This is a genomic window from Burkholderia sp. HI2761, assembly GCF_002223355.1.
In the GTDB taxonomy this organism is placed as follows: Bacteria; Pseudomonadota; Gammaproteobacteria; order Burkholderiales; family Burkholderiaceae; genus Burkholderia.
Map to the genome: position 1 here is coordinate 1,848,935 of NZ_NKFN01000007.1, position 22,772 is coordinate 1,871,706.

At 68.9% G+C, this 22,772-nt stretch carries 26 protein-coding genes and 1 pseudogene; 18 read left to right on the forward strand and 9 right to left on the reverse strand.

Features of this window, described 5'->3' with window-relative positions:
- Window positions 1–83 precede the first annotated feature (83 nt).
- The 3 genes from CFB46_RS25960 (at window position 84) to CFB46_RS25970 (ending at window position 2,606) form a co-directional block, all read left to right on the forward strand.
- Window positions 84–554: a universal stress protein gene (locus CFB46_RS25960; protein ID WP_027783005.1), complete on the forward strand. Its 471-nt coding sequence runs from the start codon at window positions 84–86 to the stop codon at window positions 552–554.
- A 334-nt stretch (window positions 555–888) separates the two neighbouring features.
- The gene (locus tag CFB46_RS25965) at window positions 889–1,395 is read left to right on the forward strand and encodes a cupin domain-containing protein (protein WP_027783006.1); all 507 of its coding nucleotides are present in this window, start codon (window positions 889–891) and stop codon (window positions 1,393–1,395) included.
- Window positions 1,396–1,580: 185 nt separating this feature from the next.
- Complete coding sequence (locus tag CFB46_RS25970) at window positions 1,581–2,606, forward strand: DedA family protein/thiosulfate sulfurtransferase GlpE (RefSeq protein WP_089501740.1); 1,026 nt, start codon at window positions 1,581–1,583, stop codon at window positions 2,604–2,606.
- A gap of 377 nt (window positions 2,607–2,983) precedes the next feature.
- Here the strand turns inward: CFB46_RS25970 and CFB46_RS25975 are convergent, their stop codons facing one another.
- The gene (locus CFB46_RS25975; protein ID WP_080681255.1) at window positions 2,984–3,130 is read right to left on the reverse strand and encodes a DUF3096 domain-containing protein; all 147 of its coding nucleotides are present in this window, start codon (window positions 3,128–3,130) and stop codon (window positions 2,984–2,986) included.
- Window positions 3,131–3,185: 55 nt separating this feature from the next.
- A complete protein-coding gene (locus CFB46_RS35550; RefSeq protein WP_143751664.1) occupies window positions 3,186–3,374 on the reverse strand; it encodes a hypothetical protein in 189 nt (62 codons plus the stop codon).
- Between CFB46_RS35550 and CFB46_RS25980 the strand changes: the two genes are divergently transcribed.
- The 3 genes and pseudogenes from CFB46_RS25980 to CFB46_RS25990 all read left to right on the forward strand — a co-directional run bounded on the left by CFB46_RS25980 (window position 3,373) and on the right by CFB46_RS25990 (window position 5,041).
- Complete coding sequence (locus CFB46_RS25980; RefSeq protein ID WP_027783008.1) at window positions 3,373–3,549, forward strand: CsbD family protein; 177 nt, start codon at window positions 3,373–3,375, stop codon at window positions 3,547–3,549. The two genes, CFB46_RS35550 and CFB46_RS25980, sit on opposite strands and share 2 nt — an antisense overlap.
- 40 nt (window positions 3,550–3,589) lie before the next feature.
- Window positions 3,590–3,892: pseudogene (locus tag CFB46_RS25985) on the forward strand (amino acid permease); the annotation flags it as partial.
- Window positions 3,893–4,105: 213 nt separating this feature from the next.
- Window positions 4,106–5,041, forward strand: a complete 936-nt coding sequence (locus CFB46_RS25990; RefSeq protein WP_089501741.1) for a universal stress protein — start codon at window positions 4,106–4,108, stop codon at window positions 5,039–5,041.
- Window positions 5,042–5,489: 448 nt separating this feature from the next.
- On the opposite strand, the gene CFB46_RS25995 is transcribed toward CFB46_RS25990, so the two are convergent.
- Window positions 5,490–5,924 carry a hypothetical protein gene (locus CFB46_RS25995; protein WP_027783011.1) on the reverse strand — a complete coding sequence of 145 codons (435 nt, stop codon included), beginning with the start codon at window positions 5,922–5,924 and terminating at the stop codon, window positions 5,490–5,492.
- A gap of 531 nt (window positions 5,925–6,455) precedes the next feature.
- Here CFB46_RS25995 and CFB46_RS26005 point away from each other — a divergent pair.
- Window positions 6,456–6,710 (forward strand): DUF3562 domain-containing protein, encoded by a 255-nt coding sequence (locus tag CFB46_RS26005; RefSeq protein WP_027783013.1) that lies wholly within the window; start codon window positions 6,456–6,458, stop codon window positions 6,708–6,710.
- Window positions 6,711–6,911: 201 nt separating this feature from the next.
- Window positions 6,912–8,711, forward strand: coding sequence for a methyl-accepting chemotaxis protein (locus tag CFB46_RS26010; RefSeq protein ID WP_089501742.1), 1,800 nt, complete (start codon window positions 6,912–6,914; stop codon window positions 8,709–8,711).
- Between the two features lie 28 nt (window positions 8,712–8,739).
- On the opposite strand, the gene CFB46_RS26015 is transcribed toward CFB46_RS26010, so the two are convergent.
- Together CFB46_RS26015 and CFB46_RS36065 are read right to left on the reverse strand one after the other, a co-directional pair.
- Window positions 8,740–9,648, reverse strand: a complete 909-nt coding sequence (locus CFB46_RS26015) for a sigma-54 interaction domain-containing protein (protein ID WP_230469093.1) — start codon at window positions 9,646–9,648, stop codon at window positions 8,740–8,742.
- A 160-nt stretch (window positions 9,649–9,808) separates the two neighbouring features.
- On the reverse strand, window positions 9,809–9,985 hold the full coding sequence (locus CFB46_RS36065; RefSeq protein ID WP_179235115.1) for a hypothetical protein: 177 nt from the start codon (window positions 9,983–9,985) through the stop codon (window positions 9,809–9,811).
- 178 nt (window positions 9,986–10,163) lie between these two features.
- On the opposite strand from CFB46_RS36065, the gene CFB46_RS26020 reads away from it, so the two are divergent.
- The 4 genes from CFB46_RS26020 (at window position 10,164) to CFB46_RS26035 (ending at window position 13,899) form a co-directional block, all read left to right on the forward strand.
- The gene (locus tag CFB46_RS26020) at window positions 10,164–12,146 is read left to right on the forward strand and encodes a hybrid sensor histidine kinase/response regulator (protein WP_089501743.1); all 1,983 of its coding nucleotides are present in this window, start codon (window positions 10,164–10,166) and stop codon (window positions 12,144–12,146) included.
- Window positions 12,147–12,299: 153 nt separating this feature from the next.
- Window positions 12,300–12,614 carry a BON domain-containing protein gene (locus CFB46_RS26025; RefSeq protein WP_080681256.1) on the forward strand — a complete coding sequence of 105 codons (315 nt, stop codon included), beginning with the start codon at window positions 12,300–12,302 and terminating at the stop codon, window positions 12,612–12,614.
- Window positions 12,615–12,693: 79 nt separating this feature from the next.
- Complete coding sequence (locus CFB46_RS26030; RefSeq protein WP_027783018.1) at window positions 12,694–13,239, forward strand: hypothetical protein; 546 nt, start codon at window positions 12,694–12,696, stop codon at window positions 13,237–13,239.
- 33 nt (window positions 13,240–13,272) lie between these two features.
- On the forward strand, window positions 13,273–13,899 hold the full coding sequence (locus CFB46_RS26035) for a DUF4142 domain-containing protein (protein WP_027783019.1): 627 nt from the start codon (window positions 13,273–13,275) through the stop codon (window positions 13,897–13,899).
- A gap of 22 nt (window positions 13,900–13,921) precedes the next feature.
- On the opposite strand, the gene CFB46_RS26040 is transcribed toward CFB46_RS26035, so the two are convergent.
- From CFB46_RS26040 to CFB46_RS26050, 3 genes are all read right to left on the reverse strand, one after another.
- Window positions 13,922–14,425 (reverse strand): PRC-barrel domain-containing protein, encoded by a 504-nt coding sequence (locus CFB46_RS26040; protein ID WP_027783020.1) that lies wholly within the window; start codon window positions 14,423–14,425, stop codon window positions 13,922–13,924.
- A 100-nt stretch (window positions 14,426–14,525) separates the two neighbouring features.
- Entirely contained in the window at window positions 14,526–14,957 is a 432-nt protein-coding gene (locus CFB46_RS26045; protein ID WP_027783021.1) for a CBS domain-containing protein, read from the reverse strand.
- Window positions 14,958–15,296: 339 nt separating this feature from the next.
- Window positions 15,297–15,545, reverse strand: coding sequence for a hypothetical protein (locus CFB46_RS26050; RefSeq protein ID WP_027783022.1), 249 nt, complete (start codon window positions 15,543–15,545; stop codon window positions 15,297–15,299).
- A 137-nt stretch (window positions 15,546–15,682) separates the two neighbouring features.
- On the opposite strand from CFB46_RS26050, the gene CFB46_RS26055 reads away from it, so the two are divergent.
- The 6 genes from CFB46_RS26055 (at window position 15,683) to CFB46_RS26080 (ending at window position 21,772) form a co-directional block, all read left to right on the forward strand.
- Window positions 15,683–15,982, forward strand: coding sequence for a hypothetical protein (locus CFB46_RS26055; protein WP_027783023.1), 300 nt, complete (start codon window positions 15,683–15,685; stop codon window positions 15,980–15,982).
- 95 nt (window positions 15,983–16,077) lie between these two features.
- A complete protein-coding gene (locus CFB46_RS26060; RefSeq protein WP_034185289.1) occupies window positions 16,078–16,275 on the forward strand; it encodes a hypothetical protein in 198 nt (65 codons plus the stop codon).
- 15 nt (window positions 16,276–16,290) lie between these two features.
- Entirely contained in the window at window positions 16,291–16,602 is a 312-nt protein-coding gene (locus CFB46_RS26065) for a hypothetical protein (protein ID WP_006479035.1), read from the forward strand.
- A gap of 203 nt (window positions 16,603–16,805) precedes the next feature.
- Entirely contained in the window at window positions 16,806–17,684 is an 879-nt protein-coding gene (locus CFB46_RS26070; RefSeq protein WP_089501744.1) for a MipA/OmpV family protein, read from the forward strand.
- Window positions 17,685–17,780: 96 nt separating this feature from the next.
- Window positions 17,781–19,475, forward strand: a complete 1,695-nt coding sequence (locus CFB46_RS26075; RefSeq protein ID WP_027783025.1) for a VRR-NUC domain-containing protein — start codon at window positions 17,781–17,783, stop codon at window positions 19,473–19,475.
- Window positions 19,472–21,772 carry an ATP-dependent DNA helicase gene (locus CFB46_RS26080; RefSeq protein ID WP_027783026.1) on the forward strand — a complete coding sequence of 767 codons (2,301 nt, stop codon included), beginning with the start codon at window positions 19,472–19,474 and terminating at the stop codon, window positions 21,770–21,772. The genes CFB46_RS26075 and CFB46_RS26080 overlap by 4 nt, the downstream gene beginning before the upstream one ends.
- 107 nt (window positions 21,773–21,879) lie before the next feature.
- On the opposite strand, the gene CFB46_RS26085 is transcribed toward CFB46_RS26080, so the two are convergent.
- Complete coding sequence (locus CFB46_RS26085; protein WP_027783027.1) at window positions 21,880–22,650, reverse strand: IclR family transcriptional regulator domain-containing protein; 771 nt, start codon at window positions 22,648–22,650, stop codon at window positions 21,880–21,882.
- Between the last annotated feature and the right edge of the window lie 122 nt (window positions 22,651–22,772).

The following is a 22,772-nucleotide window of genomic DNA, read 5'->3' on the forward strand; positions in this document are numbered from 1 at the left end:
AGGCAAGCCGGCACTGGGCCGGCTTGCGGTAACGGGTCGTGGTGGCGCAGTGCGCGACGCCCGCCCGGTCGGAGGGACGGACCATGTACAAGCGGATTTTCGTCGGGCTCGACGGCGGCCCGAGCGCGCGTCTCGCGCTGAACGAGGCGATCCGGATCGCGACGGCATCCGGCGGTGAAGTGACCTGTGCGTACGTCGTCGAGCATCGTCCGCAGCTCGTCGACGTCGATGCCGGCTTCGCTGCCGAGCGCGACGGCGATGTTGCCGCGACCGATGCCGCGACGCCGGTGCTCGACGCTGCGAAAGCGGTGCTCGCGCAGCAGCATGTGCGGGGCACGGTGCGCGCGCTCGATGCGTACGGCGAGGACATCGCGACGGTGCTGATGCGCACGGCGGCCGAAGCCGACGCCGATCTGATCGTGATGGGCACGAGCGGGCGGCACGGCCTGCGCAGGCTGCTGCTCGGCAGCGTGGCGGAATCGCTGCTGCGCGCGGCGGACCGGCCCGTGCTGCTGGTGAGGCACGACGAGGCGGGGGCGTCGGCGGCCGCGTAATCGACGCGGTACGGCGCGCCGATACCGCACGAGCGCTCGCAGTCGGCAGGCTGCCGCGCGGCATTCCGGATGTCTTGCGCGAGCGGGCGTGCTGCGTCGTCGCGTCGCCCAGCACGGCGCGGCGGACGCCGCCGATACGCTCGCCGGTGCGTGAATGCGCGTCGACGGTTGCATCCCGGCACGCAGTTCTGGCAGCATCGACCGGTGTCCGCTCGTTCGCCGCGCGCATGGCCGCGGTGATCGACGCAGGGACATCCGGCGGCGCCCGATCGCGTGAATCGAGATCGGGCAGTTCGCCGGATGCCGGTTTCCTACCTTACCGACGTCATCTGCCATGCCGATTTCCGCGACCGACCTGATTCGCCAGTTCGACCTGCAGCCGCATCCCGAAGGCGGCTATTTCCGTGAAACCTACCGCGCGACCGATTCGGTCGTGCGTCCGGCCGACGGCGCGCCACGTGCCGCGTCGACCGCGATCTACTACCTGCTGTGCGACGGTGCGTATTCGTCGTGGCACCGCATCCGTTCCGACGAGGTCTGGCATTTCTACGCGGGCGATCCGATCGAAGTGTGGGTGCTCGATGCGCGCGACGGGCTGACGATCCACCGGCTCGGCAACCCGCTCACGCATCCCGGCACCGTGTTCCAGACGGTCGTGCCGGCCGGAAGCTGGTTCGGTGCGCGCTGCGCGTCGCCGGAGCACGTCGCGCTCGTCGGCTGCACGGTCGCGCCCGGATTCGAGTTCGCGGAATTCGAGCTGGCGGATGCGGCCGCGCTGGCGGCCGAGTTTCCCGACTACGCGGAACACGTCGCGCAACTCGCGCAGCGCTCCGACGTGTGACGGTCACGGTCGCGTCACGCCGGCCGGAAAGCCCGTGCCGATGGCCGGTGTTCAGCGCGATCGCGGCCAAACCCGTTTAGAATGCCCGTGATGCACCGATCGGTCGCGGACGTTCCGCGGCGGCCGTTGCACCGCCGTACCGACGGCCCCGTCGCGCGGCCCGCATGTCTTCCAGGAGCGCCGCCGTGTGGCACTTTCCCATTGCTATTCCATCGTCGCTCGGCCCGTGGGCCGTGTTCGCGAGCGTGTTGATCACGCAGCTCGGCGTGCCGGTGCCGGCCGTGCCGATGCTGATTCTCGGCGGCACGATGGCGGCGATGGGGCAGGCGTCCTGGGTCAGCATGTTCGCGGCGGCGATCGGCGCGACGATGCTGGCCGATTCGCTGTGGTTCTTCATGGGCCGCACGCGCGGCCGGCGCCTGCTGAACGGCCTCGTGCGCTTCTCGCTGTCGCTCGACACGACGCTGCGCTTCGCGCGTAACGTATTCGAAAGATACGGCGCACCGCTGCTCGTGCTGTCGAAGTTCCTGCCGGGCCTCGGCCTCGTATCGGCGCCGCTGCTCGGCACGACCGCGATCGGCATCGGTGTGTTCCTGTTCTGGGATCTGGCCGGCGCGTCGCTGTGGGCGGCGTTCTGGCTGATCGGCGGCGCGGCCATTCACGACCAGATCGTCCAGTTCGTGCTGTGGGTGCGCGCGAGCGGCGGTACGATTCTCGACGCGTTCCTCGCGATCTTCATCACGTTCCTGTTGTACCGCTGGGTGCGCCGCGTGCAGTTCCGCCGCTATCTCGCGCAGGTGCGCATCTCGCCGCCGCAGCTCGTCGAGATGATGACGTCCGACGAACCGCCGCTGATCTTCGACGCGCGGCCCAAAGCGATTCGCGAACGCGAGCCGTACCGGATTGCCGGCGCGGTGCCGGTCGATCTCGATTCGCCGGACCTGCTCGACCCGGAAGTGCTGAAGCGGCCGATCGTCGTCTATTGCGTGTGCCCGAACGAGGCGACCGCGAAGCGGCTGATCGCGAAGATGCAGCGCAAGAAGATGATCCACAACATCCGGGCGCTGAAGGGCGGGCTCGATGCGTGGGAAAAGCACGGCTATCCGGTCGAGCCGCTGCCGGCGGATCTGGATGCATCGCGTTATTTCGTGCGGCCCGAGCAGGGTGCGCTTGAAGGCGAATATACGGTGCGGGCGACGTTGTCGAAGTGACTACACCACGAAATCACCACGCCTGAAGCTGGTGAAAGCGCACTCGCTTCGACTGCGTCTGCGCGATGTTCGCGGGCTGGAGAGATAGGGCGGCCTTCCTCATGGCAGCAGCTGAGCTCGTGGTCGAGAAGGTTGCCGAACTCGAGCGTCGGCGTGTCGAGGACAAACTCGTTTGACTCGCGGTCGCATCCGGGCTGGCCACCGACGACCCAATCCTGATGTTCTTGCTTGCCTGCATGAGCAGACACATCGCGACCTGATACGACACGCCCCCAGTCACGCCACGTGCCGGAGACCAAAACTACATCTCGCCGATCGTTGTCGGGCAACGATGCGAAATCCTCGGGAATTCGCGAGCTTGCAGGCAGCGAATCAGCTCAATGGACGTGTCCGCCGAACAACCCGAGCAGTCCGATGACGATCAGATAGATAGCAACGATGTAATTCAGCAGGCGGGGTACTGCGAGGATGAGAATGCCGGCGATCAGCGAAACCAGCGGGCCGGCGCTAGTGAGAATGTGCATGCTCCCTCCGCAAGATTGACAATGAGTGGACACTTGCCCGTGCCTCCGGCACCCGTTACAGCGATCTGAGCCTGGCGAGCTTCAGGCGTTCGGCCACGCTGGCCGTCGGCCCGCTGCCCGCGAGCGCGAACGCTTCAACCGGCGCAAGCGCCGTGCCTGCACCGACATTCCATCGCGATTCGGCGCAGCGTGCCGGACAGCATCCCCAGTTCGGGCGTCCGTCAATTTGAAGGAGGAATGTCATGAACAAAGATCAGGTAAAAGGCCGCATCAAGGAAACAAAGGGCAAGCTGAAGGAAGTGGTCGGCCAGATCATGGGAAACCGAACGAGCAGACTGAAGGGCAAGACCGAACAGGTCGTCGGCAAGACACAAGCGTCATTCGGCGATGTGAAGGAGCGATTCAAGAAGCGGCCGTAGAGCCTGACGCAGACATCGAACTGGCCACCGACTCGGGTAACTCACGTCGGTGTCGACGTTCGGCGCAATCTGGACGTGGCGCGTGATCTCGATCGCGCAGATGCGTTTTCGCCGCACGCTGTCGGCCGACAAGATCGCGCGCTTGCCGATCCGCGTGCCGTTCTATCCGCCCGGTTCGTTCGTTGCACTCGGCTTTCTCGTGCCGGTCGTCGTGCTGATGGTGTTCACGCCCGATACGCGCATCGCACTCGTGATCGGGCCGGTGTGGATCGTGCTGCTCGGCATCGCATACGCGCTGTTCCATGCGAACCGTCCGGCCGCATCGATGCCGACGAAGTCGTAAGCCGAGCGGTCAGGGTGCCGCGCGATCGTTGATCGCGATCATGCACGCGCGGGCCGAACGGCCTATGCTGAACGAACGCATTGCTTGTCCGCGCTTCGCGTGACATCCCGCCGATGCTGCGGCCACGGCGGCTGACCGGCCACCGCAGCGCCGCCGCCGCGCGAAGCCCCCGTCGTCGTTCAGCGACGACGTGCACGCCCGGAGACCTTCGCCATGCAGCCTGCCCAGCCCATCCCGACGCTCGCGCGGATCGCGCTGGCCGTCGATCCGACGCCCGAATCGCCGACCGCCGCACGTTACGTGCGCACGCTGCTGCGTCCCGGCATGCGATTGCGCATCGTGTGCGCGATCGACAATCCGCGCCTCGTGTTGCCCGACATTCCGCGCATCGACGCGCTGCTGACGTCCGCGCGCGAGGACATGATGCGCGAAGCGCAAGCCATCTGCGCGCGGATCGCGGCGCTGTTCGCCGACAGCGGCATCGACGTCGAACAAACGGTCGTCGATACGTCGATCACGGGCGGCTCGGTGGCGGACGCACTGGTGAACGACACGTCGACGTGGCACGCGGACGTGCTGGTGATCGGCGCGAATCCGCATCACGGCTTGTTGCGACTCGTCGAAGGCGCGATGTCGGACACGTTGACGAAACGCGCGCGCTGCGCGCTGCTGATCGTGCCCGGTGCCTATGCACGGCCGTCGGACGGTGCGCTGCAGCGGCTGATGTTCGCGGTCGACGGCAGCGAGCCGTCGCTGCACGCGCTGCGCGTCGGCCTCGGCTTCGCGGCGCCGACGACGTTGCTGTATGCAGCGTACGTGATCGATCGCGCGGTGCGTCTGACCGATGTCGTGCCGGTGCGCGCGCTCGAGGACGCGTACCGCGCGGAGGGCGAGGATGCGCTCGCGAAGATCGGCCCGCTGTTCCACGCGACGGGCAATCCGACCAAGCGCGGCATCGTCGAAACGCGTCCGACCAGCGACGACGTGGCTCATGCGCTGATGCGCGAGGCCGTGCACTGGCGGGCGGAGCTGCTGGTGGTCGGCACGCATGGCCGTCGCGGCATCGCCGCCTGGCTGATCGGCAGCGTCGCGCGGCGGGTCGCGCATCTCGCGCAGGTGCCCGTGCTGCTGGTGCGTGGTGCGGAATGAATCCCGCGTTATCGCGGTCGAAGCGGGTTTGGATTGACCTGCATCAGAAACGCTGCGCACGTCGCGTGAGACAGTGAAGAAACGTCGGGCGACGCGGCAGGCCTGTCGTGCATGCGCGATCCCGGCCGCGCCTGCATGCAACAAGCGATCACTGCCGCACTCGCCGCCGTCACATCATTTTAAGGAGCTGCGCCGCGCGTTCGTCCGGCGCGTCATCCGACCGGGAACTCTCTGGCACGAGGGTAGGCAACCGACGGTTGCCTTGGAGGACGGGCGGGGTGCAAGTCACCCCGTCCGCTTTCCGCGTGGCCCCGTCGAATTCACTTCCCCGCAGGAATGATGTTGACTGCGGCTGCGTCGAGCAGCGCGTCATCGCGCGCGCAACCATTGCACGGCCGCATGCCGTGCGTTGGTTACGTACACCGGTTACGCCGGTTACGTGCGCCGATCAGAGTGCGCGAAGAATCGATCGCAGGTCGTGCCGGCGGCCCGCGCCGCGTCGTACCCGCGAATGCGGACGCACGGCATGGAGCGGCGCGCAGGCACTGTACGTGCGGCTGCGCAAACGATTCGCATGCGGCCAGCCCGGGCGCGCCTTGCGACGCGGCTCCGGCCCGGCCGGTACGTCGGCCGTGTTTCGCGCGTCGAGTGCCGCGGCGAACCGCTGCAAAGCGAGAACCGACCCCACGACGCTCTGATACTTTTCGCGGCCGATCTGCCCGTCGAGCGTGACGAGCAACCCGGCCTCGCGTGCGAGCGCGAGCAAGGTGTCGAGGTCGTCGGACGGACGGTTGTCGGCCGACGCGGCTCGGGCGGGCAGGGCGCGCGCGTTGCCCGACGCGCGCCGCTGGCCGTCCTGGCCCGGTAAGTTGCGATGTGCCATGGTTGGTCTCCTGCGCCGAACCCCGCGTGCCGGCTCGATGGCCGGCTGAGCGATGTTCGGGTATGAACGCCTGGTTCATGTGATCAGTATCGTGTGGCGATGGCGTACTGCCAAGCGGCGCGCGCTGAAGTCGCTGTCAGGAAATTGCGCGACGCGTATCGGAATCCGCTGACACGCGCGGCGGCCGACCGGCCGATCCGGCGCGTTCGTCGGACGAATGGCGGGGCGCTTGACGCATGATTTCGGCCGGTCTAAGTTTCCCCACTGCATCGGCATCGCATGGCGTTCCACGCGCCGCCCGTCGCCGGTGCCGCGCCCGGGGTGGCGTGGCAGGATCTCCAATTTCGTTCGCGGGCCATGTGCACCGCGAACCTTGCGCGGCCGGGTCGGAAACGGATCGGCGTGGCGGCACGCAACGTGCCGTTGATCGCGCGCAAACACGCGTCGGCGCATCGTACGCCGCGCGTCCGTCCAGTCCTAAACTTCCAGTAACGTCATCTTTTTCGTTCCTCGACCGTCAGGAGTCCGTCGATGTCCAAGGACAATATGCTCGATTCACTCAAGGAAGCCGCCGAACAGCGCGCGATCGGCGCGGATCAGTTGCGTGCGATGCTCGACGACGAAGTGCGCGCGCTGTCGTCCGATGCGCGCGTGCACGACTACATCCACGTATTCGCGATCCGGCACCTGCGCGAACGGATGCGCCAGAAGGACGATTTCGATCGCGACACTCAGGACGATGCGGCGCCGGCGGACACCGATCCGCGCCCGGGTCGTCGGCTGTAGCGGGTGGTGGCCGGGCGCCGTGGCAGGCGCGCGGCACACCGGCCGAACCCGGCCATCCTGACGATCCGCCGACAGTCGTCGGCGCCTTTCGTCATACGTTTCATTGAATTGTCACGACGACCTCAAGTAAGCGATGCGATTTGCCGTTTACCCGGTGAATTCTTCCACCGGGCGTTCCCGCTCCCTTACAGAGTCGTTGCCATGTTCTCGTCCATTCGCGCCCGCATTCTCGCCGCGTGCGTCGCCATCGTCGTATTCGCGCTCGTCGCCACGACGCTGATCAACTATTTCATCGCACACTCATACAACGACGACGCGATCGACCGCAATCTGACCTCCGTCGCCAGCGGTCACGTGGTCGGGATCGCCGACTGGGTCGCGACCCGCAGCCGGATGATCGCGTCGCTGCAGGACGCCGCGCTGACGCCCGATCCGCTGCCGGTGTTCAAGCAGATGGCCGCGGCCGGCGGCTTCACGAACGTCTATGCCGGCTACGCCGACAAGGCGTTCCACTTCTCCGACCCGACCGGCATCCCGCCCGACTACGACCCGACCGGCCGTCCGTGGTACAAGCAGGCCGCACAGGCCGGCAAGCCGGTCGTCACGCCGCCGTACGTCGATGCCGGCACGGGCAACCTCGTCGTCACGTTCGCGGTGCCGATCCTGCGCGACGGCGCGCTGAAGGGCGTCGTCGCCGCGGACGTGTCGATGGACAGCGTGATCGCCAACGTCAAGTCGATCCGCCCGACGCCGGCGAGCTTCGGGATGTTGATCGACAGCAACGGCCATGTCGTCGCGCACCCGGACGCGAAGCTCACGCTGAAGCCGGTCGCCGACGTATCGCCCGAACTCGGCTCGCTGGGCGTGGCATCGATCGCGGCGGCGAACGCGCCGGTCGAGGTCGCCGTCGGCGGCGACGCGAAGCTGGTGCGCGCGAAACCGGTGCCGGGCACCGACTGGTACGCGCTGGTGCTGCTCGACACGACCGAAGCGACGGCCGGGATGCGCTCGCTGCTGACCGCGTCGCTGATCACGCTGATCGTGATCGTCGGCGTGGCGTCGCTGATCATCGGCGCAATCACCGCGACCGCATTCCGCCGCCTGTCGCAGGTGCGCCAGGCGATGGCCGCGATCGGCTCGGGCGCCGGCGACCTGACGCAGCGCCTGCCGGCCGAAAGCCGCGACGAAGTCGCTGACATCGCGCGCTCGTTCAACAGCTTCGTCGACAAGCTGAACGACGTGATGCGCCAGATCCGTGATGCCAGCGAATCGGTGCGCACGGCCGCGAACGAGATCGCGGCGGGCAATCAGGACTTGTCGTCGCGTACCGAATCGGCGGCGGCGAGCCTCGAGGAAACCGCCGCGTCGATGGAAGAGATCACCGCGACCGTCGGCCAGTCGGCGGCCGCCGCAGGCCAGGCCGATGAACGCGCGGCGGCCGCGTCGCGGATCGCGTCGCATGGCGGCGTGGTCGTGTCGGATGTGGTCGCGACGATGGGGAAGATCGAGGAAGCGTCGGGCCGGATCGGCGACATCATCGGCGTGATCGACGGGATCGCGTTCCAGACCAACATCCTCGCGCTGAACGCGGCCGTCGAAGCGGCCCGCGCGGGCGAACAGGGCCGCGGCTTCGCGGTCGTCGCGCAGGAGGTGCGCAGCCTCGCGCAACGCAGCGCGCAGGCCGCGCGCGAAGTGAAGGTGCTGGTCGAGTCGACGGTCGCGAGCGTATCGGCCGGGTCCGGGCAGGTGCGCCAGGCCGGCGACACGATGCGCGAGATCGTGTCCAACGTGTCGAACGTGACGACCATCATCTCCGAGATCACGCACGCGGCGAATGAACAGACGCGCGGCATCCAGGAAGTGAACCGCGCGGTCACGCAACTCGACGAAATGGTGCAGCAGAATGCGGCGCTCGTCGAACAGTCGACCGCGGCGGCCACCGCGCTGCAGTCGCAGGCGAACGCGCTGGCGACGACGGTCGGTCAGTTCAAGGTCGCCTGACGCAGCTGCGGCTGGCGGGCCGCGCCGTTCATGAACCGCCCTGGTCGCGTATCAGCGCGAGCCGGTTGTAGAGCGTCTTCAGGCTGATGCCGAGGGCCTTGGCCGCGCGCGGCTTGTTGCCGTCGAAGTGACGCAGCGTCGCCACGATGAAGCGCTGCTGCGCATGGTGCAGCGTCGCGCCGAGCGGCAGCGCCATCGCGCCGTCCGACGTGCTGTCGACCGGCGGCATCGGCTGCTTCGGCAACGCGACGTCGATGCCTTCGTCCGACAGGATGTACGCGCGCTCGATGGTGTTATGCAGCTCGCGCACGTTGCCGGGCCACGAATACGCGCGCAACGCGGCGATCGCCGCGTCGGTCAGCCGCTTGTGCGAGCGATGCCGCGCGTTCAGCGTGTCGACGAATTCCTGCGCGATCGTCTCGACGTCGCCGTCGCGCTGGCGCAGCGGCGGCACGTAGATCGCGAACGCGGCGAGCCGGTAGAACAGATCCTCGCGCAACCGGCCGTCGCGCACGGCGTCGGCCGGATTGTGGCGGGTGGCCGACACGAACCGCACGTCGAGCGGAATCGATTCGGTGCCGCCCACGCGCACGATCGTGTTCGACTCGATCGCCCGCAGCAGCTTCACCTGCAGCGCCGCGGGCATTTCCGCGATCTCGTCGAGCAGCAGCGTGCCGCCGCGCGCGGCTTCGAAGAAACCTTCGCGCTGCGTGGTCGCCCCGGTAAAGCTTCCTTTCTCGTGCCCGAACAATTGCGCCTCGGCAAGCTCGGCCGGAATCGCGCCGCAATTGACGGGCACGAACGGGCCATCATGCCGCGCGCTCAGATCGTGCAGCCGGCGTGCGACGATATCCTTGCCGACCCCGCTTTCGCCGGCAATCATCACGCTCGCGCGGGTCGGCGCGATTTTCTCGATACGGCCGAGCAGCGTACGCATCGCGGCGGACCTGCCGGATAGCCGGCGACCGTCTGCGCGATGCTTCGTCCGGTTTGCAGATTCACCCATAGGCGTTCACGGGCCGTTTTGAAAAACGGCATCGCGCGCTCCGTTGATTGCAATATTTATCATCGACAGCGAAACGACCACGAAGGTGCCGCTATATAGAAAATTCCAATGTGTGCGGCATGAGCGAGAGGAACAGGCGATGGACCTTTCGCACGTCCTCGGCGTGACGCCGCGACCAGGTCGGACCGGCGTTTTTTACAGAAACCTGATGAAAAAAGCGGGTGGCGATCTCCATTGCGGCGGTGCGCGCGGCGAAGCCGATAGCCATCCGCCCGGCTCGCGGCCGACGCGGACTAAGCCGCGGCCATTCGTGACCGCGCACGCGATCGCAGCCGGCGCCGGGTACGTTGTTTGCTGATGCCTTCACGCTCGCCCGGCGGGATGCAGGATGCCGCGAAACGGCATCCCCCCGCCCATGACGGGAGCCGGCGCGATGCAAGGATGCAATGAGGACTCTGACCCGTGAGCTGTTTCGGCAGGGTGCATGGGTCGTGCTGGCCGTCGGGCTGGCGTCCGCGCTGCAGGCGTGGGCGATTCAGGCCGTCGGCGAGCACGCGCCGTTTGCGCCGCTGCCTTTTTATGCCGGCGTGGCGGCTGCCGCATGGCTGACGTCGTTCGGCGGTGGCCTCGTCGCGACCGCGGCGAGCGTCGGCGTGATCGCCGCACTGTGGTGGCGTGACGCGCCGCTGGCGACGCTGCTGGCGCAAGCCGGCGCATTCGTCGCGATCGGTTTCGTCGAATGCGTGCTGGTGACGACGGTGAAGCCGCTGCTCGCGAACGATCGTTTGCGCGAGATCGATGACGACGACGGCGAGCCGTACCCGCCGCACCGTGAGCCGTCGTCCGTCGCGGGCGGGGCCGACGACGGGCTGCTGCGCCGCGTGGTCGACGCGTCGTCCGATGCGATCGTCGGGACCGACGCCGAGCGCAGGATCACCAGCTGGAATCCGGCCGCGGCAAGAATCTTCGGCCTCGATGCGGCCCAGGCGAAAGGACGCGACGTCGTCACGATGATCGCACCGCGCTGGTTGCGCCGGCATGCGGTGCCCGCGTCGTTCGCGGACCTGCGCGCGCCGGTCGGGCCGCTCGACGTACTGGGCGTGCGCCGCGACGGCGCTCGTTTTCGCGCCACCTTCGTCGCCTCGCCGATCCTCGACGCGCAGGGCAACTGCGCGGGCCTGTCGCTGACGCTGCGCGAAGCGGGCGAACGCCGCCGCAACGAACGCTACCACCTTCGCTCGCTGCGCGGTGCGCGCGACGCGCGCGTGCAGGCCGACGCGTCGAACCGGCTGAAGGACGAGCTGCTCGCGACGGTATCGCACGAACTGCGCACCCCGCTGAACGTGATCTACGGCTGGGTCGAGGTACTGCGCAACGCCGACGGGCAGGGCTTCGCGCAGCAGGCCGTCGACGCGATCGATCGCAGCGCGCGGTCGCTGTCGCACATGGTCGCCGATCTGCTCGACGCATCGTCGCTCGCGACCGGCCGGCTGCGCCTCGAACGCGTGCCGGTCGATCTCGTGCGGATCGTGCGCGACGCCACGCGCGAACTCGACGCGACGGCGCAGGCGAACGGGCTCGTGCTGTCCACGGCGTATGCGATGCCGGCCTGCGTGATCCCGGCGGACGGCGAGCGCCTGCGCCAGGTCCTGTCGAACCTGCTGTCGAATGCGATCAAGTTCACGCCGCCGGGTGGGCGGGTCAACGTGTCGCTGACCCGCGCGGGCGAGCGCGTGCGGCTGTCCGTCTCCGACACCGGGCAAGGGATCGCGCCGGAATACCTGCCGCACCTGTTCGACACGTTCAGCCGGCCGGAAGGCGCGTTCACGTCCCCGAAGCGCGGCCTCGGGCTCGGCCTGTCGATCGTGCGCAACATCGCGCAGCTGCACGGCGGCGAAGTCGTCGCGACGAGCGCGGGCGCCGGGCGCGGAACGACCATCACGGTGACGCTGCCGGCCGGCTGGGACGACGATCCGGTGGCGCAGCCGTCGAGCGCGAAGGGCAAGCCCGCTACGGCCGCGCTCGACGGCCAGCGCGTACTGGTGGTCGACGACGACGCGACGTCGCGGACCAGCCTCGCGGCGGCGCTCGAGACGATGGGCGCGCGGGTATCGACCGCGCGGTCGGGGCACGATGCGCTCGACGCGGTGGAGCGGCAGCAGCCGAGCGTCGTGCTGTCGGATCTCGCGATGCCGGACGGCGACGGCTACTGGCTGCTCGACCGAATCCGGCATTTGCCGAACGGCGGCGGACATCTGCCGGTCGTCGCGGTGACCGCGCATGCCGGCAAGACCGACCGGCACCGCGTGATGGCCGCAGGGTTCGATGCGTATCTGTGCAAGCCGGTCGACATGCCGACGCTCGCGAGCGTGATCATCGACGTCGTACCGAACGACGTGGGCGACGACGGAAAACCGCGCGAGCGGTAGCGGCGCACGCACGGCGCGGCAGTCCGGCCGCCTGGCCGCGTACGGGAAAGGAGACACGATGGAGCAACGGAAAGCACGCGGCGCGACGGTACCGGCGCCAAGCGGGCACGCACCAGACGCAGAACGCCGGTCGTGCCGATCGCGAGCATACTGATGCTGTCGTGTGCATGGATCGCGACACCCCGCTACGCATCGGCCGAGGAGGGCACGCGTGCGAAGCTGGCGAGCCAGGCGTCGGCCGTCGGGGGCCAGATCCGCGATGCGACGCTCGCGTGCCGAGTCAGGGCCGCGCTCGTCGCCGAACGCGGGCTGGCCTCCGGCGACATCGACGTGCAGGTTCGCGATCGCGTGGTCGAACTGACGGGCAACGTGCCCGACGAGCGACAACGCGCGAGCGCGATCCGCGTCGCGCACGACGTGAGCGGCGTGAGCGGCGTGCGCGACAAGCTGCAGATCCGCCGGAAGTAACGTGATGCGCGGGCCAGCGCCGGGCCGATCGGGCGTCGCGCGCCCGCGGCCCTGCGTGTCACCGGGCAGGAGGTTCGACATGGACACCATCATCGCGGGCCGTTTCTCGCGGCTCGAGCAGGCGGAACGCTGCGCCGAGCAGTTGCGCGGCCACGCCATCCACCGGGACGACGTGAAGGTCTTCTTTCTCAATCCGCCCGGACAGCACGCCCTGTTCTGGCTCGGCGGCGACGTCTATGCGGACTCCGCCGCGCGGCCGGGCGGCCTCGGCGCGCTGGAAGGCGTGGCCATCGGCGCGATCGTCGGACTCGCCGGGGCCGCGCTGCTCTACCTGGGCGGCCTTCATTCCCCGCTCGCGTGGATCGGCGTGCCGCTCGTCGGCGGCTACGTCGGCGCGTTGTGCGGCGCGCTCGGCCGGATGCGCGGCGATGCGCCTGAGGGGCATGGCGCGCTGAAGCAATGCGAAAACGGCGTCGTGCTGGCCGCGCATGTGACGCGGCGCACGATCACGTTCGCGGAGCGGACGATGCTCGCCGCCGGCGCGCTGTCGGTGGAGCGCACCGAGGGCGCATGGCACAACGGCGCATGGACCGATTTCTTCACGTCGGCCCATCGTCCCGCGTGACGGCCCGCTCCGTCGCCCGACACGGAGGCCCCGATGACGAAAACGAACTGGATGAAGCAATGCGGGCGCCGAACGGTGGCAATCGTACTGACCGCCACCGCCGGCGCGCTGGCGTTCGCGCTCTCGCACGCGCAGGCGCCGCCCGCTTCGTCCGCGCAGGTCGCGCCGGGCGTCGTGCGCCCCGGCCCGACCGCCGACGAGGCCGGCATGACGCAACGGCCGATCGGTATCGATGCCGAGTTCGTCGACAAGGCCGGCATGATCGGCAAGGTGGAGCGGCAGGCCGGCCAGCTCGCGCTCGACCGCTCGTCGAACGCGGACGTGAAGGCCTTCGCTCGCCGGATGGTCGACGATCACGCGCATATCGCGGAAGAATTGCGGCACATCGGTGCGCAAAAGGGCGTGCCGGTCCAGACGCGGATGCTCGTCGATCCGGCGGTGACGGCATTGCGTTCGAAGGACGGGCGCGCGTTCGATACGGCATATGTGGCGCTGGCGGGGCCGCGCGCGCACGAAGCGGCGGTGCGGCTTTACGAAACGGAGGCGAAAGAAGGCCGCGACCCGCAGCTTCGCGCATTCGCCGCTCGCACGCTGCCGACGTTGAATGCGCATCTGAGCGCCGCGCGGCAACTCGCGAAGACGGTGGCCGCCGCGCAGTGACCCGCCTTTCGGCCGACAGGCTTCAGTGTTGTCGCGTGCCGTCTTCGGGACCGCCCGGCGACGCCTCGTATGGCGGCGAATCGAGCGCCGTTTCGCCTTCCTCGATCAGCCAGTACGGCGAACGGCCGTAGTACGCGTGCAGGGCTTCCGCCCATTCCGGGTCCGCCATCGTCGGCCACCGACCCTTGTCGAAGCCGGGCGCCTCGCGCACCCGCGCGGTGTCGACGGGCAGCACGAAGCATTCGCGCTCGGCATCGAGGACGAGCGCGTTCCACGGCACCGCGAGCAGCTTGTCGCCGATTCCGAGCAGGCCGCCCGACGACACGACCGCGTACGCCACGCGTCCGGCGCGCACGTCGAGCATGATGTGGGTGACCTTGCCGATGTCGTCGCCGTCCATCGTCAGCACGCGATCGCCTTCGAACGTGCGGGCGGCCATCACGTCGGGGCCCGGGCCGCCGACGGCCGTACGCGGATTCGTGCCGACGATACGCGCGGCGTCGCGCGACGGTTTGTCCGTTGTCATCGAAAACCTCCTGATCGAAGCGGCAACCCGGTCCGTACGCGAATGCATGGCGCCGGTATTGCGCCGGGGGAAGCAGGCCGCGAAGGGATGAGCACGCCGGTCAGCGGCGGCGCGGCAGCGATACGTCCTCGAGTGTATTGGCCAGTTCGTCGCGCGCCGGGCCGCCGGCGCGGGTCGCGATGTCGCCGAGCGACACCATGCCGACCAGCTTCAGGTGGCGGTCGAGCACCGGCAGCCGGTGCAACTGCACGTCGGCCATCCGTTGCTGGACGTCGCCGACGCCGTCGTCCTCGACGCACCACTGCACGGGTCGGGACGCGACCGCCTGCACGGGCGTATCGGGCGAATGACCGTGCGACAGCGCTCGCACCGCGAGGTCGCGGTCGGTCACGATCGCGACGAGTTCGGTACCCTCGCAAACGGGCAGCACGCCGATGTCGAAGCGCTGCATCAATTCGGCCGCATGGCGAATCGTGTCGGTCGGCGCGACGCACACTACGTCGCGCGACATGATCTCGTTGACGCGATACATGAACGCCTCCTTCGTGAGCGGAACGATACGGGAGCAGGCCGCGTGCCGCGCACGACGCGCGCACGCCGGGCCTGGGCGGCCGGGCGACGGACAAATTTGCCACCCTGCTTGTACATCTTCCACGGCGGCAGCCGCGGCTGGTCGGTGCGGGACGTCAGTGACCGATACCCGTCATCGTGACGATTGCCAATACCACCGCGCTTTCGATCGCGGCCAGCGCCGCGACGCCGGCCGCGCCGCTGATTTCATGCCATCTGCGTTCGAGGACTTTCATCGGATCGCTCCTGATTTCGCCGGCGCGCCGGTGCACTGCCACGCACCGCGCGCCGGGTGCCGCCGTCAGCCGTGATCGCGGGGCGGGGAAGGGGCGTGCGGCGCGCGACGTTCGTGCTCGCCGGACGGCTTGGCGGGTTCGATACGGCTCGCACCGCCGACGGCGGGCGGGTCGCTGGCCGGGAACGTCTCCTCGAGCCCTTCGTCGATGCGCTCCTCCGTCTTGTCTTCGGACGGCGGACGCGACGTGGCGAGCCGGAGCAGTCCGGCAGCCGGTGACACGGCGTCGCGGCGGCCGGGGGCGTGAACGGTCATGGTCGAACCTCCTTGTCGATGAAGGCGCAAGCGACATACCCGCGCCAGCCGCGGCATGGCGCTTGCAAGCCGGCGAGAACCGGCCGGGCATGCGGGTACGACGCGCGTGCGTCCGGTATGGACGAGAGGACATCGTGATGAATGCAGCCAGGGAAAGAATACGTTACGACGCGAACGTATGCGGCGGCGATTTCGGTCAGGTGCGCGAGCGTTTCGACACGTGGAAGCGCGAATCGCGGGTCTATCGGCCGGAACGGCGCATGTTCGACGGCAAGGACGAGGTACGCGCACTGAACGACACCGTGTACGACGGCCCGGAGCGCGCGCAGCAGGTGCTCCTCGCGCGATGCGAACCGTCCGACCCGTTCGCGCTGGCCGTGCAGCTGAGCGCCGAGGGGCGCAGGATGTGGCTCGTCATGGCGGCTTACGACGACTGAACCCGGCGGCCGCGGGGCATGGCGTGATAGCGGGTACGGCGCTTGCGGGCGGTCGCTTCGCCATCGAGATGCGCGCGCCGTCGCGCAGGAGTGACATGAAGACGCCATCCATGCTGCACCGCCCCGAACCGACGACACCCGACGTCGATCCGGATCCGCCGCCGCCCGGGCACGACGACCCGGTCGATCCGCCCGTGCCCGACGGGCTGCCGCAGGGCGATCCGCCGTCGAACCCGCCGCCGATGCGGATGCCGGGCGGGGGCAGTGCGCCGCAACCGGCCGCGCGAAACTAGAAAAGGAGGACCGTCATGGACATTCACGTGCAATCGCCAGACAAGCGCGCGATCGCTCAGGTACTGGGCCGCTATTTCGAATCGCGTTCGCTGCACTATCACATCGAGGAATTGCCGGGCGGCGTGCTGCAGATCGGCTTTCGCGCCAGCGGCCGCCCGGTCGCCGTCACCGTTTCGTTCGACGATGCCGCGTACGACACCTATACGCACTGGGACGCGAGCCAGAAACAGCTCGCGCTCGGCCGGCTCGCCGACGGCTTCTCGCGAATGATGTCGACGCGCAGTCCGGCCGCGCTCGCCGGCGATTACCACGTCGAGCGTTTCTGATTCCGCAATCATCCCCCGGCTCGTGCCGGATTCCGGCAAAGTGCCCGTGCACAACGGGCGCTTTGCGTCTGCGCGCGTGTCGCGTAGGATGTCCGTTAATTCAGCGCACACTACGTTCGCGCAGCAGGCTGCGGGCTGTTGCAGCCGATGAAGCGCGACGCGCTTTCCTTCAGGTTCGTTTCGTGCAGCCGACGGAGACCGCCTTGACCACAGTTGCTCGCCTGTTGCTGTCACCCGGCGCCCGCCGGTTCGTATCCGGCCTGTCCGCAGTCGCGGCGCTCGCCGCCGGCGCGCGCGACGCGTCGGCCCAGACGCCTTCGCCGCTCGGCGAATGGCAATACACGGCGGGCGTACCGCTCCAGAAACTCTTCGATCCGAATGTTCCCACCTGGCAGGTGAGCGTCGGCGCCGCGATGACGCTGCAGCCGCGCTACGCGGGCTCCGACCGCTATCGCGTGATGGGCGGGCCGAATTTCGACATCCGCTATCGCGACCTGTTCTTCCTGTCGACGGGCGAGGGCCTTGGCGCGAACGTGCTGCGCGGGCCGAACTGGCGCGTGAGCCTGTCGGTCGGCTATGACCTCGGGCGCCGCTCGGCCGACGATCTCGGCCACTTGAACGGCCTCGACAACATCAACGCGGCGCCCGTGATGAAGCTCGCGGCCGACTACGTCGTCTCGAAGGATTTCCCGCTCGTGCTGCGGGCGGACGTCCGGCGCAGCATCGGCGGGTCGAACGGCTGGACCGGCGATTTTTCCGCGTACATGCCGATGCCGGGCAGCAACGAACACTTCTTCTGGTTCGCGGGGCCGACCGTGTCGTTCGCCGACTCCCGCTACATGAACAGCTGGTTCGGCGTGAATCAGGGCGCGGCCGCGCGCTCTGGCCTGCCGGCCTATTCGTCGGGGGCCGGGATCAAGTCGGCCGGCGTCGGCGTGACGATGGTGTGGTTCGTGAACAAGCACTGGTTCGTCACGATGGACGGCGCGATCGAGCAGCTCGTCGGCCGCGCGGCGCGCAGCCCGATCACGCAGCAGTCGACCAACGGCGTGTTCGACATGTCGGTGAATTACCAGTTCTGACCGGGGCCGGGCAGGAGAAGGGCGATGCCGCGTGCGGCATCGCCCTTCATATTTGATATGATTTCGACCTGTACAAATGTACAGTGATCGATCCCCGTGACGCCTGCCTCGCCGACGCCTCCGGCGTTTTACTACCTGACCAATTTCGAACGCGCGCTGGCCTGGCTCGGCGAGCGTTACGACGACCTGTTCGACGCGCACGAGCACGCGTTCGTGCGGCAGTTCGCGACGCTGCCGCAGGCGTCGCGCGCGCTGCTCGTGCGGATGCTGATGCGCAACGGGTCCGATTTCCGTGCGAGCAAGCTCGTGTACGACGAGATCGGCTGCACGCTCGACGCCGTCGCGCCGCTCGTCGCCGTCGGCTGGGTCGATCCGGCCCCGGCGCTCACGCTCGACGAGCTGTTCGCGTTGTCCACCAAGGCCGAGCTGCTGCGCATCTTTCCGTCGCTCGCCGCGCATGCGGGCGAACGCAAGGCAGACTGGCTCGACCGGCTGCGGCCCGCGCACGACGTCGCGCAACCGCTCGACGCGTGGTGCGCGCAGTCCGACGACCGGGTGCTGCGCGTGACGGTCGGCGCGCTGTGCGACCGGCTGCGGCTGATGTTCTTCGGTAATCTGCATCAGGACTGGAGCGAATTCGTGCTCGCCGATCTCGGCGTGTTCCAGTACGAAAGCGTGCCGATCGCGCCGTCGTCGCGCGCGTTCCAGCAGCGTGGCGACGTCGACGCGTATCTCGCGCTGCAGATGTGCCGCGACGCGCTCGAGGCATGGCCCGACGATCTGCCGCTCGACGACCTGATCCGCGCGCTGGACGCAGTCGGCTGTGCGCAGCCGTGGCTCGCGACGCGCCGCGCGAAGCTGCTGTTCGCGCTCGGCCAGGCGTGCGAGCGCCGTGCCGACTGGAGCACCGCCCTCGACGCGTACACGCGCAGTGCATGGCCCGGCAGCCGCCACCGGCGCATCCGCGTGCTCGAGCGCTGCGGACGCGACGACGACGCGCTCGCGCTGGCGCTCGACGCACGCGGCGGCTTCGAGAGCGACGAGGAGCGTCAGCGCGTCGAGCGCATGCTGCCGCGCCTGCAGCGCCGCGCCGGCCAGCGGGTCGAACGCGCGGCCGCCGCCGCGCACGTACCGCGCGAGACGCTCGTGCTTGCGCGTCCCGACGCGTCCGTCAGCGTCGAATTCGCGGTGCGCGACCATCTCGCGCAGCCGGCTTCGCCGGTCCACTACGTCGAAAACACGCTGATCAACTCACTGTTCGGGCTGCTGTGCTGGGAGCCCGTGTTCGCGGCGGTGCCCGGTGCGTTCTTTCATCCGTTCCAGCGCGGCCCGGCCGACCTGCACGCACCCGATTTCGCCCTGCGCCGCGCGGCGGCCTTCGACGCATGCTTCGCGCAGCTCGATTCGGGCGCGTACCGCGACACGATCCGCCGGCATTTCGCGACGAAGGCCGGGCTGCAATCGCCGTTCGTGTTCTGGGGCGTGCTGACCGACGCGCTGCTCGACGAAGCGCTCGCCTGCCTGCCGCCCGAGCACCTGCGGCTGTGGTTCACGCGTCTGCTCGCGGATATCCGCAGCAACCGGTCCGGCCTGCCCGATCTCGTCCGCTTCTGGCCCGACGAACGCCGCTACGAGCTGATCGAGGTGAAGGGCCCCGGCGATCGGCTGCAGGACAACCAGACGCGCTGGCTCGCCTACTGCCTCGCGCACCGCATGCCGGTGCGCGTCGTCGACGTGGAGTGGGCCGGCGAGGGCGTCGCGCACGCCGAAGCGGCGGGGTTGTCCGCATGAGCTACGTCGTCGCGGTGCGGGCCATGTGCGAGTTCACCGCGCGGCGCGGCGATCTCGACCTGCGCTTCACGCCCGCGCCGACCGCGCTCGAAGGCATCGCCGGCCACGGCGCGGTCACGTCGAAGCGCGGCGCGCGCTACGAAACCGAGATCGCGCTGACGGGCACGTGGGGCACGCTCACCGTGCGCGGCCGCGCGGACGGCTACGATCCCGTGGCGAACCGGCTCGAGGAAATCAAGACCTATCGCGGCAGCCTCGACGCGATGCCGGCCAACCACCGCGCGCTGCACTGGGCGCAGGCGAAGATCTATGCACACCTGATGTGCGACGCGCGCGATCTTAAGGAAATCGACGTCGCGCTCGTGTATTTCGACATCGTGTCCGAGCGCGAGACCATGCTGACGGAAACACTGGATGCCGCCACGCTCGCGACGTTCTTCGCCGAGCAGTGCGCGTGCTTCGTCGGCTGGGCCGAACGCGAGACGGCCCATCGCGCCGCGCGCGACGCGGCGCTGCGCGCGCTCGCGTTTCCGCACGGGCAGTTCCGCAGCGGCCAGCGCGAGCTGGCGGTGGCCGTCTATCGCGCGGCGCGCGACGAACGCTGCCTGATGGCGCAGGCGCCGACCGGCATCGGCAAGACGGTCGGCACCGTGTTCCCGCTGCTGAAGGCGTGCGGCGAGGGCGAGCTCGACCACGTGTTTTTCCTGACCGCGAAAACCCCTGGCCGCGCGCTCGCGCTCGAAGCGGCGACGACGCTCGGCGCCGGCACGCCCGCGCTGCCGCTGCGCGTGCTGGAACTCGTCGCGCGCGACAAGGCGTGCGAGCATCCGGACAACGCGTGTCACGGCGAATCGTGCCCGCTCGCGAAAGGCTTCTACGACCGGTTGCCGGCCGCGCGCGATGCGGCGATCGAGGCCGGGCTGCTCGATCGCGATACCGTGCGCGCCGCCGCGCTCGCGCACGACGTCTGTCCGTACTACCTCGCGCAGGAGCTCGCGCGCTGGTCGGACATGGTGATCGGCGACTACAACTACTACTACGACGGCAGCGCGATGCTGCACACGCTCGCGCAGCAGAACCAGTGGCGCGTCGGCGTGCTCGTCGACGAAGCGCACAACCTGCTCGACCGCGCCCGCAAGATGTACAGCGCGTCGCTCGATCCGTTCGCGTTCGCGGCCGCGCGCGAAGCCGCGCCCGCGGCGCTGCGCAAGGCATTCGATCGGCTCGCGCGCGCATGGGGCACGCTCAACCGCGCGCAGGCCGAGCGCTACGTGGCCTATCCCGACGTGCCGGGCCCGATCGTGTCGGCCGTGCAAAACCTCGTCGCGGCGATTGGCGAACACCTGACCGACGCGCCGCGCGCGAACGGCGACGCGCTCCTGCGCTTTCACTTCGAGGCGATCCAGTTCGGCGTGCTGGCCGAAGCGTTTGACAGCGCGTCGATCTTCGACGCGACGCTGCATGGCGAGCCGATGCCGCGGCAGCCCGCGCTCGACGGCGTCGCGACGGCCGGCCGCCGGCGCCGCGTCCAGTCCACGCTGTGCGTGCGCAACGTGATCCCGGCCGGTTTCCTGGCGCCGCGCTACGACGCCGCGCGCGCGACCGTGCTGTTCTCGGGCACGCTGAGCCCGTTCCATTTCTATCGCGACACGCTGGGGCTGCCCGGCGATACGGGCTGGCTCGACGTCGACGGGCCGTTTCGCGCCGAGCAACTGACGGTGCGCGTGGCGAGCCACGTGTCGACACGCTGGCGCGACCGCGACCGGTCGCTCGAACCGATCGCCGACCTGATCGCCGCGCAATACGCGGCGCGGCCCGGCAACTATCTCGGCTTCCTGAGCAGCTTCGACTACCTCGGGCGCGTGGTCGCGCTGATGCAGACCCGCCATCCGGACGTCCCCGTGTGGGCGCAGGCGCCCGGCATGGCCGAAAGCGAGCGCGACGCGTTTCTCGCGCGCTTCGACGCGGGCGGGCGCGGCGTGGGCTTCGCGGTGCTGGGCGGGGCGTTCTCGGAAGGCGTCGACCTGGTCGGCGAGCGGTTGATCGGCGCGTTCATCGCGACGCTCGGACTGCCGCAGGTCAACGACATCAACGAGCAGATGCGACGCGCGATGGACGCGCGCTTCGGCAACGGTTACGACTACATGTACCTGTACCCGGGGCTGCAGAAGGTCGTGCAGGCGGCCGGGCGCGTAATCCGGACCGAGCACGACGAGGGCGTCGTGCATCTGATCGACGACCGCTACCGGCGGCGCGAAGTGCGCAATCTGCTGCCGCGGTGGTGGCGGATCGGGTGAAGGGCAAAAACCGGCCGACGGACTGCCGGTTGCGGCGCAGGGCGTTATTCGTCCCGTAGCGGGGTTGCGGGCTTCGCGCCGGGGCCGTTCGTGGCGAGCAGCGTGCGCTACAGCACGTTGAGCATCGCGAGCGCCGCTTCCTGCAGATGCGGCAGCACGCGCCGCACGGCCGCGTCGGTCGTCTCCGCGCCGATCGGCATGTTCGTGCTCAGCGCGGCGACGACTTCGCCGTGACGGTTCTTCAGCGGCACCGCGATCCCGCGCACGCCGACCTGCAATTGCTGCTCGATCGCCGCGAAGCCGGCGTCGCGCGCCTGGTCGACCTGTTCGAGCAGCCGCGCCTTGTTGGTGATCGTGTTCGGCGTGAACGGCGGCAGTTCGGTCTCGTCGAGCCACGCACGCACGGCTTCGCGATCGGGATGATGGGCGAGCAGCACGACACCGGGCGACGTCAGCGGCGCCGGCACGCGCGCGCCTAGCACGAAGCCCGTCGTCATCACGCGCGACACGCCGTTGCGCGCGATGAACACGAGCTCCCAGCCGTCGAGCACGCTGACGTACGCCGATTCGTTCAGCGACGCGCTCAGTTGCTGCAGATAAGGCTGGACCGTGCGCGGCAGCCGCGCCGAATCGAAGTACGACCAGCCGACGCGCAGCACGCGCGGCGTGAGGCCGTACAGCTTGCCGTCGGTGTACACGTAGCCGAGCGACTCGAGTGTCAACAGATAGCGCCGCGCGGCCGTGCGCGTGAGGCCGGTGCGCGCGGCCGCCTGCGTGGGCGTCATGCGCGCGTGCTGGCTATCGAATGCCTCCAGGATCATCAGGCCTTTTTCGAGGCCGGCAATCCAGTCGCGTCGGTCGAGATCGGGCTTTTTCATCGTCACAGGTGGGCGGTGGATGCGCGGTGTTCGCGCGGGAGTGAGCGATTATCGCGCGAGTCATGAGGTAACGGGACGCGGCTGACGGCCATTGTCCATTCAGTCGAATTGCGATTCGCGCC

Excerpts from the sequence above, each read along its gene's own strand:
- CFB46_RS25965 (WP_027783006.1), top strand. The coding sequence starts at position 889 with ATGCCGATTTCCGCGACCGACCTGATTCGCCAGTTCGACCTGCAGCCG.
- CFB46_RS25980 (WP_027783008.1), top strand. The coding sequence starts at position 3,373 with ATGAACAAAGATCAGGTAAAAGGCCGCATCAAGGAAACAAAGGGCAAG.
- CFB46_RS26055 (WP_027783023.1), top strand. The coding sequence starts at position 15,683 with ATGAATGCAGCCAGGGAAAGAATACGTTACGACGCGAACGTATGCGGC.
- CFB46_RS26065 (WP_006479035.1), top strand. The coding sequence starts at position 16,291 with ATGGACATTCACGTGCAATCGCCAGACAAGCGCGCGATCGCTCAGGTA.
- CFB46_RS26035 (WP_027783019.1), top strand. The coding sequence starts at position 13,273 with ATGACGAAAACGAACTGGATGAAGCAATGCGGGCGCCGAACGGTGGCA.
- CFB46_RS26050 (WP_027783022.1), bottom strand. The coding sequence starts at position 15,545 with ATGACCGTTCACGCCCCCGGCCGCCGCGACGCCGTGTCACCGGCTGCC.
- CFB46_RS25995 (WP_027783011.1), bottom strand. The coding sequence starts at position 5,924 with ATGGCACATCGCAACTTACCGGGCCAGGACGGCCAGCGGCGCGCGTCG.
- CFB46_RS26015 (WP_230469093.1), bottom strand. The coding sequence starts at position 9,648 with ATGCGTACGCTGCTCGGCCGTATCGAGAAAATCGCGCCGACCCGCGCG.
- CFB46_RS26010 (WP_089501742.1), top strand. The coding sequence starts at position 6,912 with ATGTTCTCGTCCATTCGCGCCCGCATTCTCGCCGCGTGCGTCGCCATC.
- CFB46_RS25975 (WP_080681255.1), bottom strand. The coding sequence starts at position 3,130 with ATGCACATTCTCACTAGCGCCGGCCCGCTGGTTTCGCTGATCGCCGGC.
- CFB46_RS25990 (WP_089501741.1), top strand. The coding sequence starts at position 4,106 with ATGCAGCCTGCCCAGCCCATCCCGACGCTCGCGCGGATCGCGCTGGCC.
- CFB46_RS26025 (WP_080681256.1), top strand. The coding sequence starts at position 12,300 with ATGCTGTCGTGTGCATGGATCGCGACACCCCGCTACGCATCGGCCGAG.
- CFB46_RS26030 (WP_027783018.1), top strand. The coding sequence starts at position 12,694 with ATGGACACCATCATCGCGGGCCGTTTCTCGCGGCTCGAGCAGGCGGAA.
- CFB46_RS26060 (WP_034185289.1), top strand. The coding sequence starts at position 16,078 with ATGAAGACGCCATCCATGCTGCACCGCCCCGAACCGACGACACCCGAC.
- CFB46_RS26045 (WP_027783021.1), bottom strand. The coding sequence starts at position 14,957 with ATGTATCGCGTCAACGAGATCATGTCGCGCGACGTAGTGTGCGTCGCG.
- CFB46_RS26080 (WP_027783026.1), top strand. The coding sequence starts at position 19,472 with ATGAGCTACGTCGTCGCGGTGCGGGCCATGTGCGAGTTCACCGCGCGG.
- CFB46_RS35550 (WP_143751664.1), bottom strand. The coding sequence starts at position 3,374 with ATGACATTCCTCCTTCAAATTGACGGACGCCCGAACTGGGGATGCTGT.
- CFB46_RS26040 (WP_027783020.1), bottom strand. The coding sequence starts at position 14,425 with ATGACAACGGACAAACCGTCGCGCGACGCCGCGCGTATCGTCGGCACG.
- CFB46_RS26020 (WP_089501743.1), top strand. The coding sequence starts at position 10,164 with ATGAGGACTCTGACCCGTGAGCTGTTTCGGCAGGGTGCATGGGTCGTG.
- CFB46_RS25960 (WP_027783005.1), top strand. The coding sequence starts at position 84 with ATGTACAAGCGGATTTTCGTCGGGCTCGACGGCGGCCCGAGCGCGCGT.
- CFB46_RS36065 (WP_179235115.1), bottom strand. The coding sequence starts at position 9,985 with ATGGCTATCGGCTTCGCCGCGCGCACCGCCGCAATGGAGATCGCCACC.
- CFB46_RS26085 (WP_027783027.1), bottom strand. The coding sequence starts at position 22,650 with ATGAAAAAGCCCGATCTCGACCGACGCGACTGGATTGCCGGCCTCGAA.
- CFB46_RS26005 (WP_027783013.1), top strand. The coding sequence starts at position 6,456 with ATGTCCAAGGACAATATGCTCGATTCACTCAAGGAAGCCGCCGAACAG.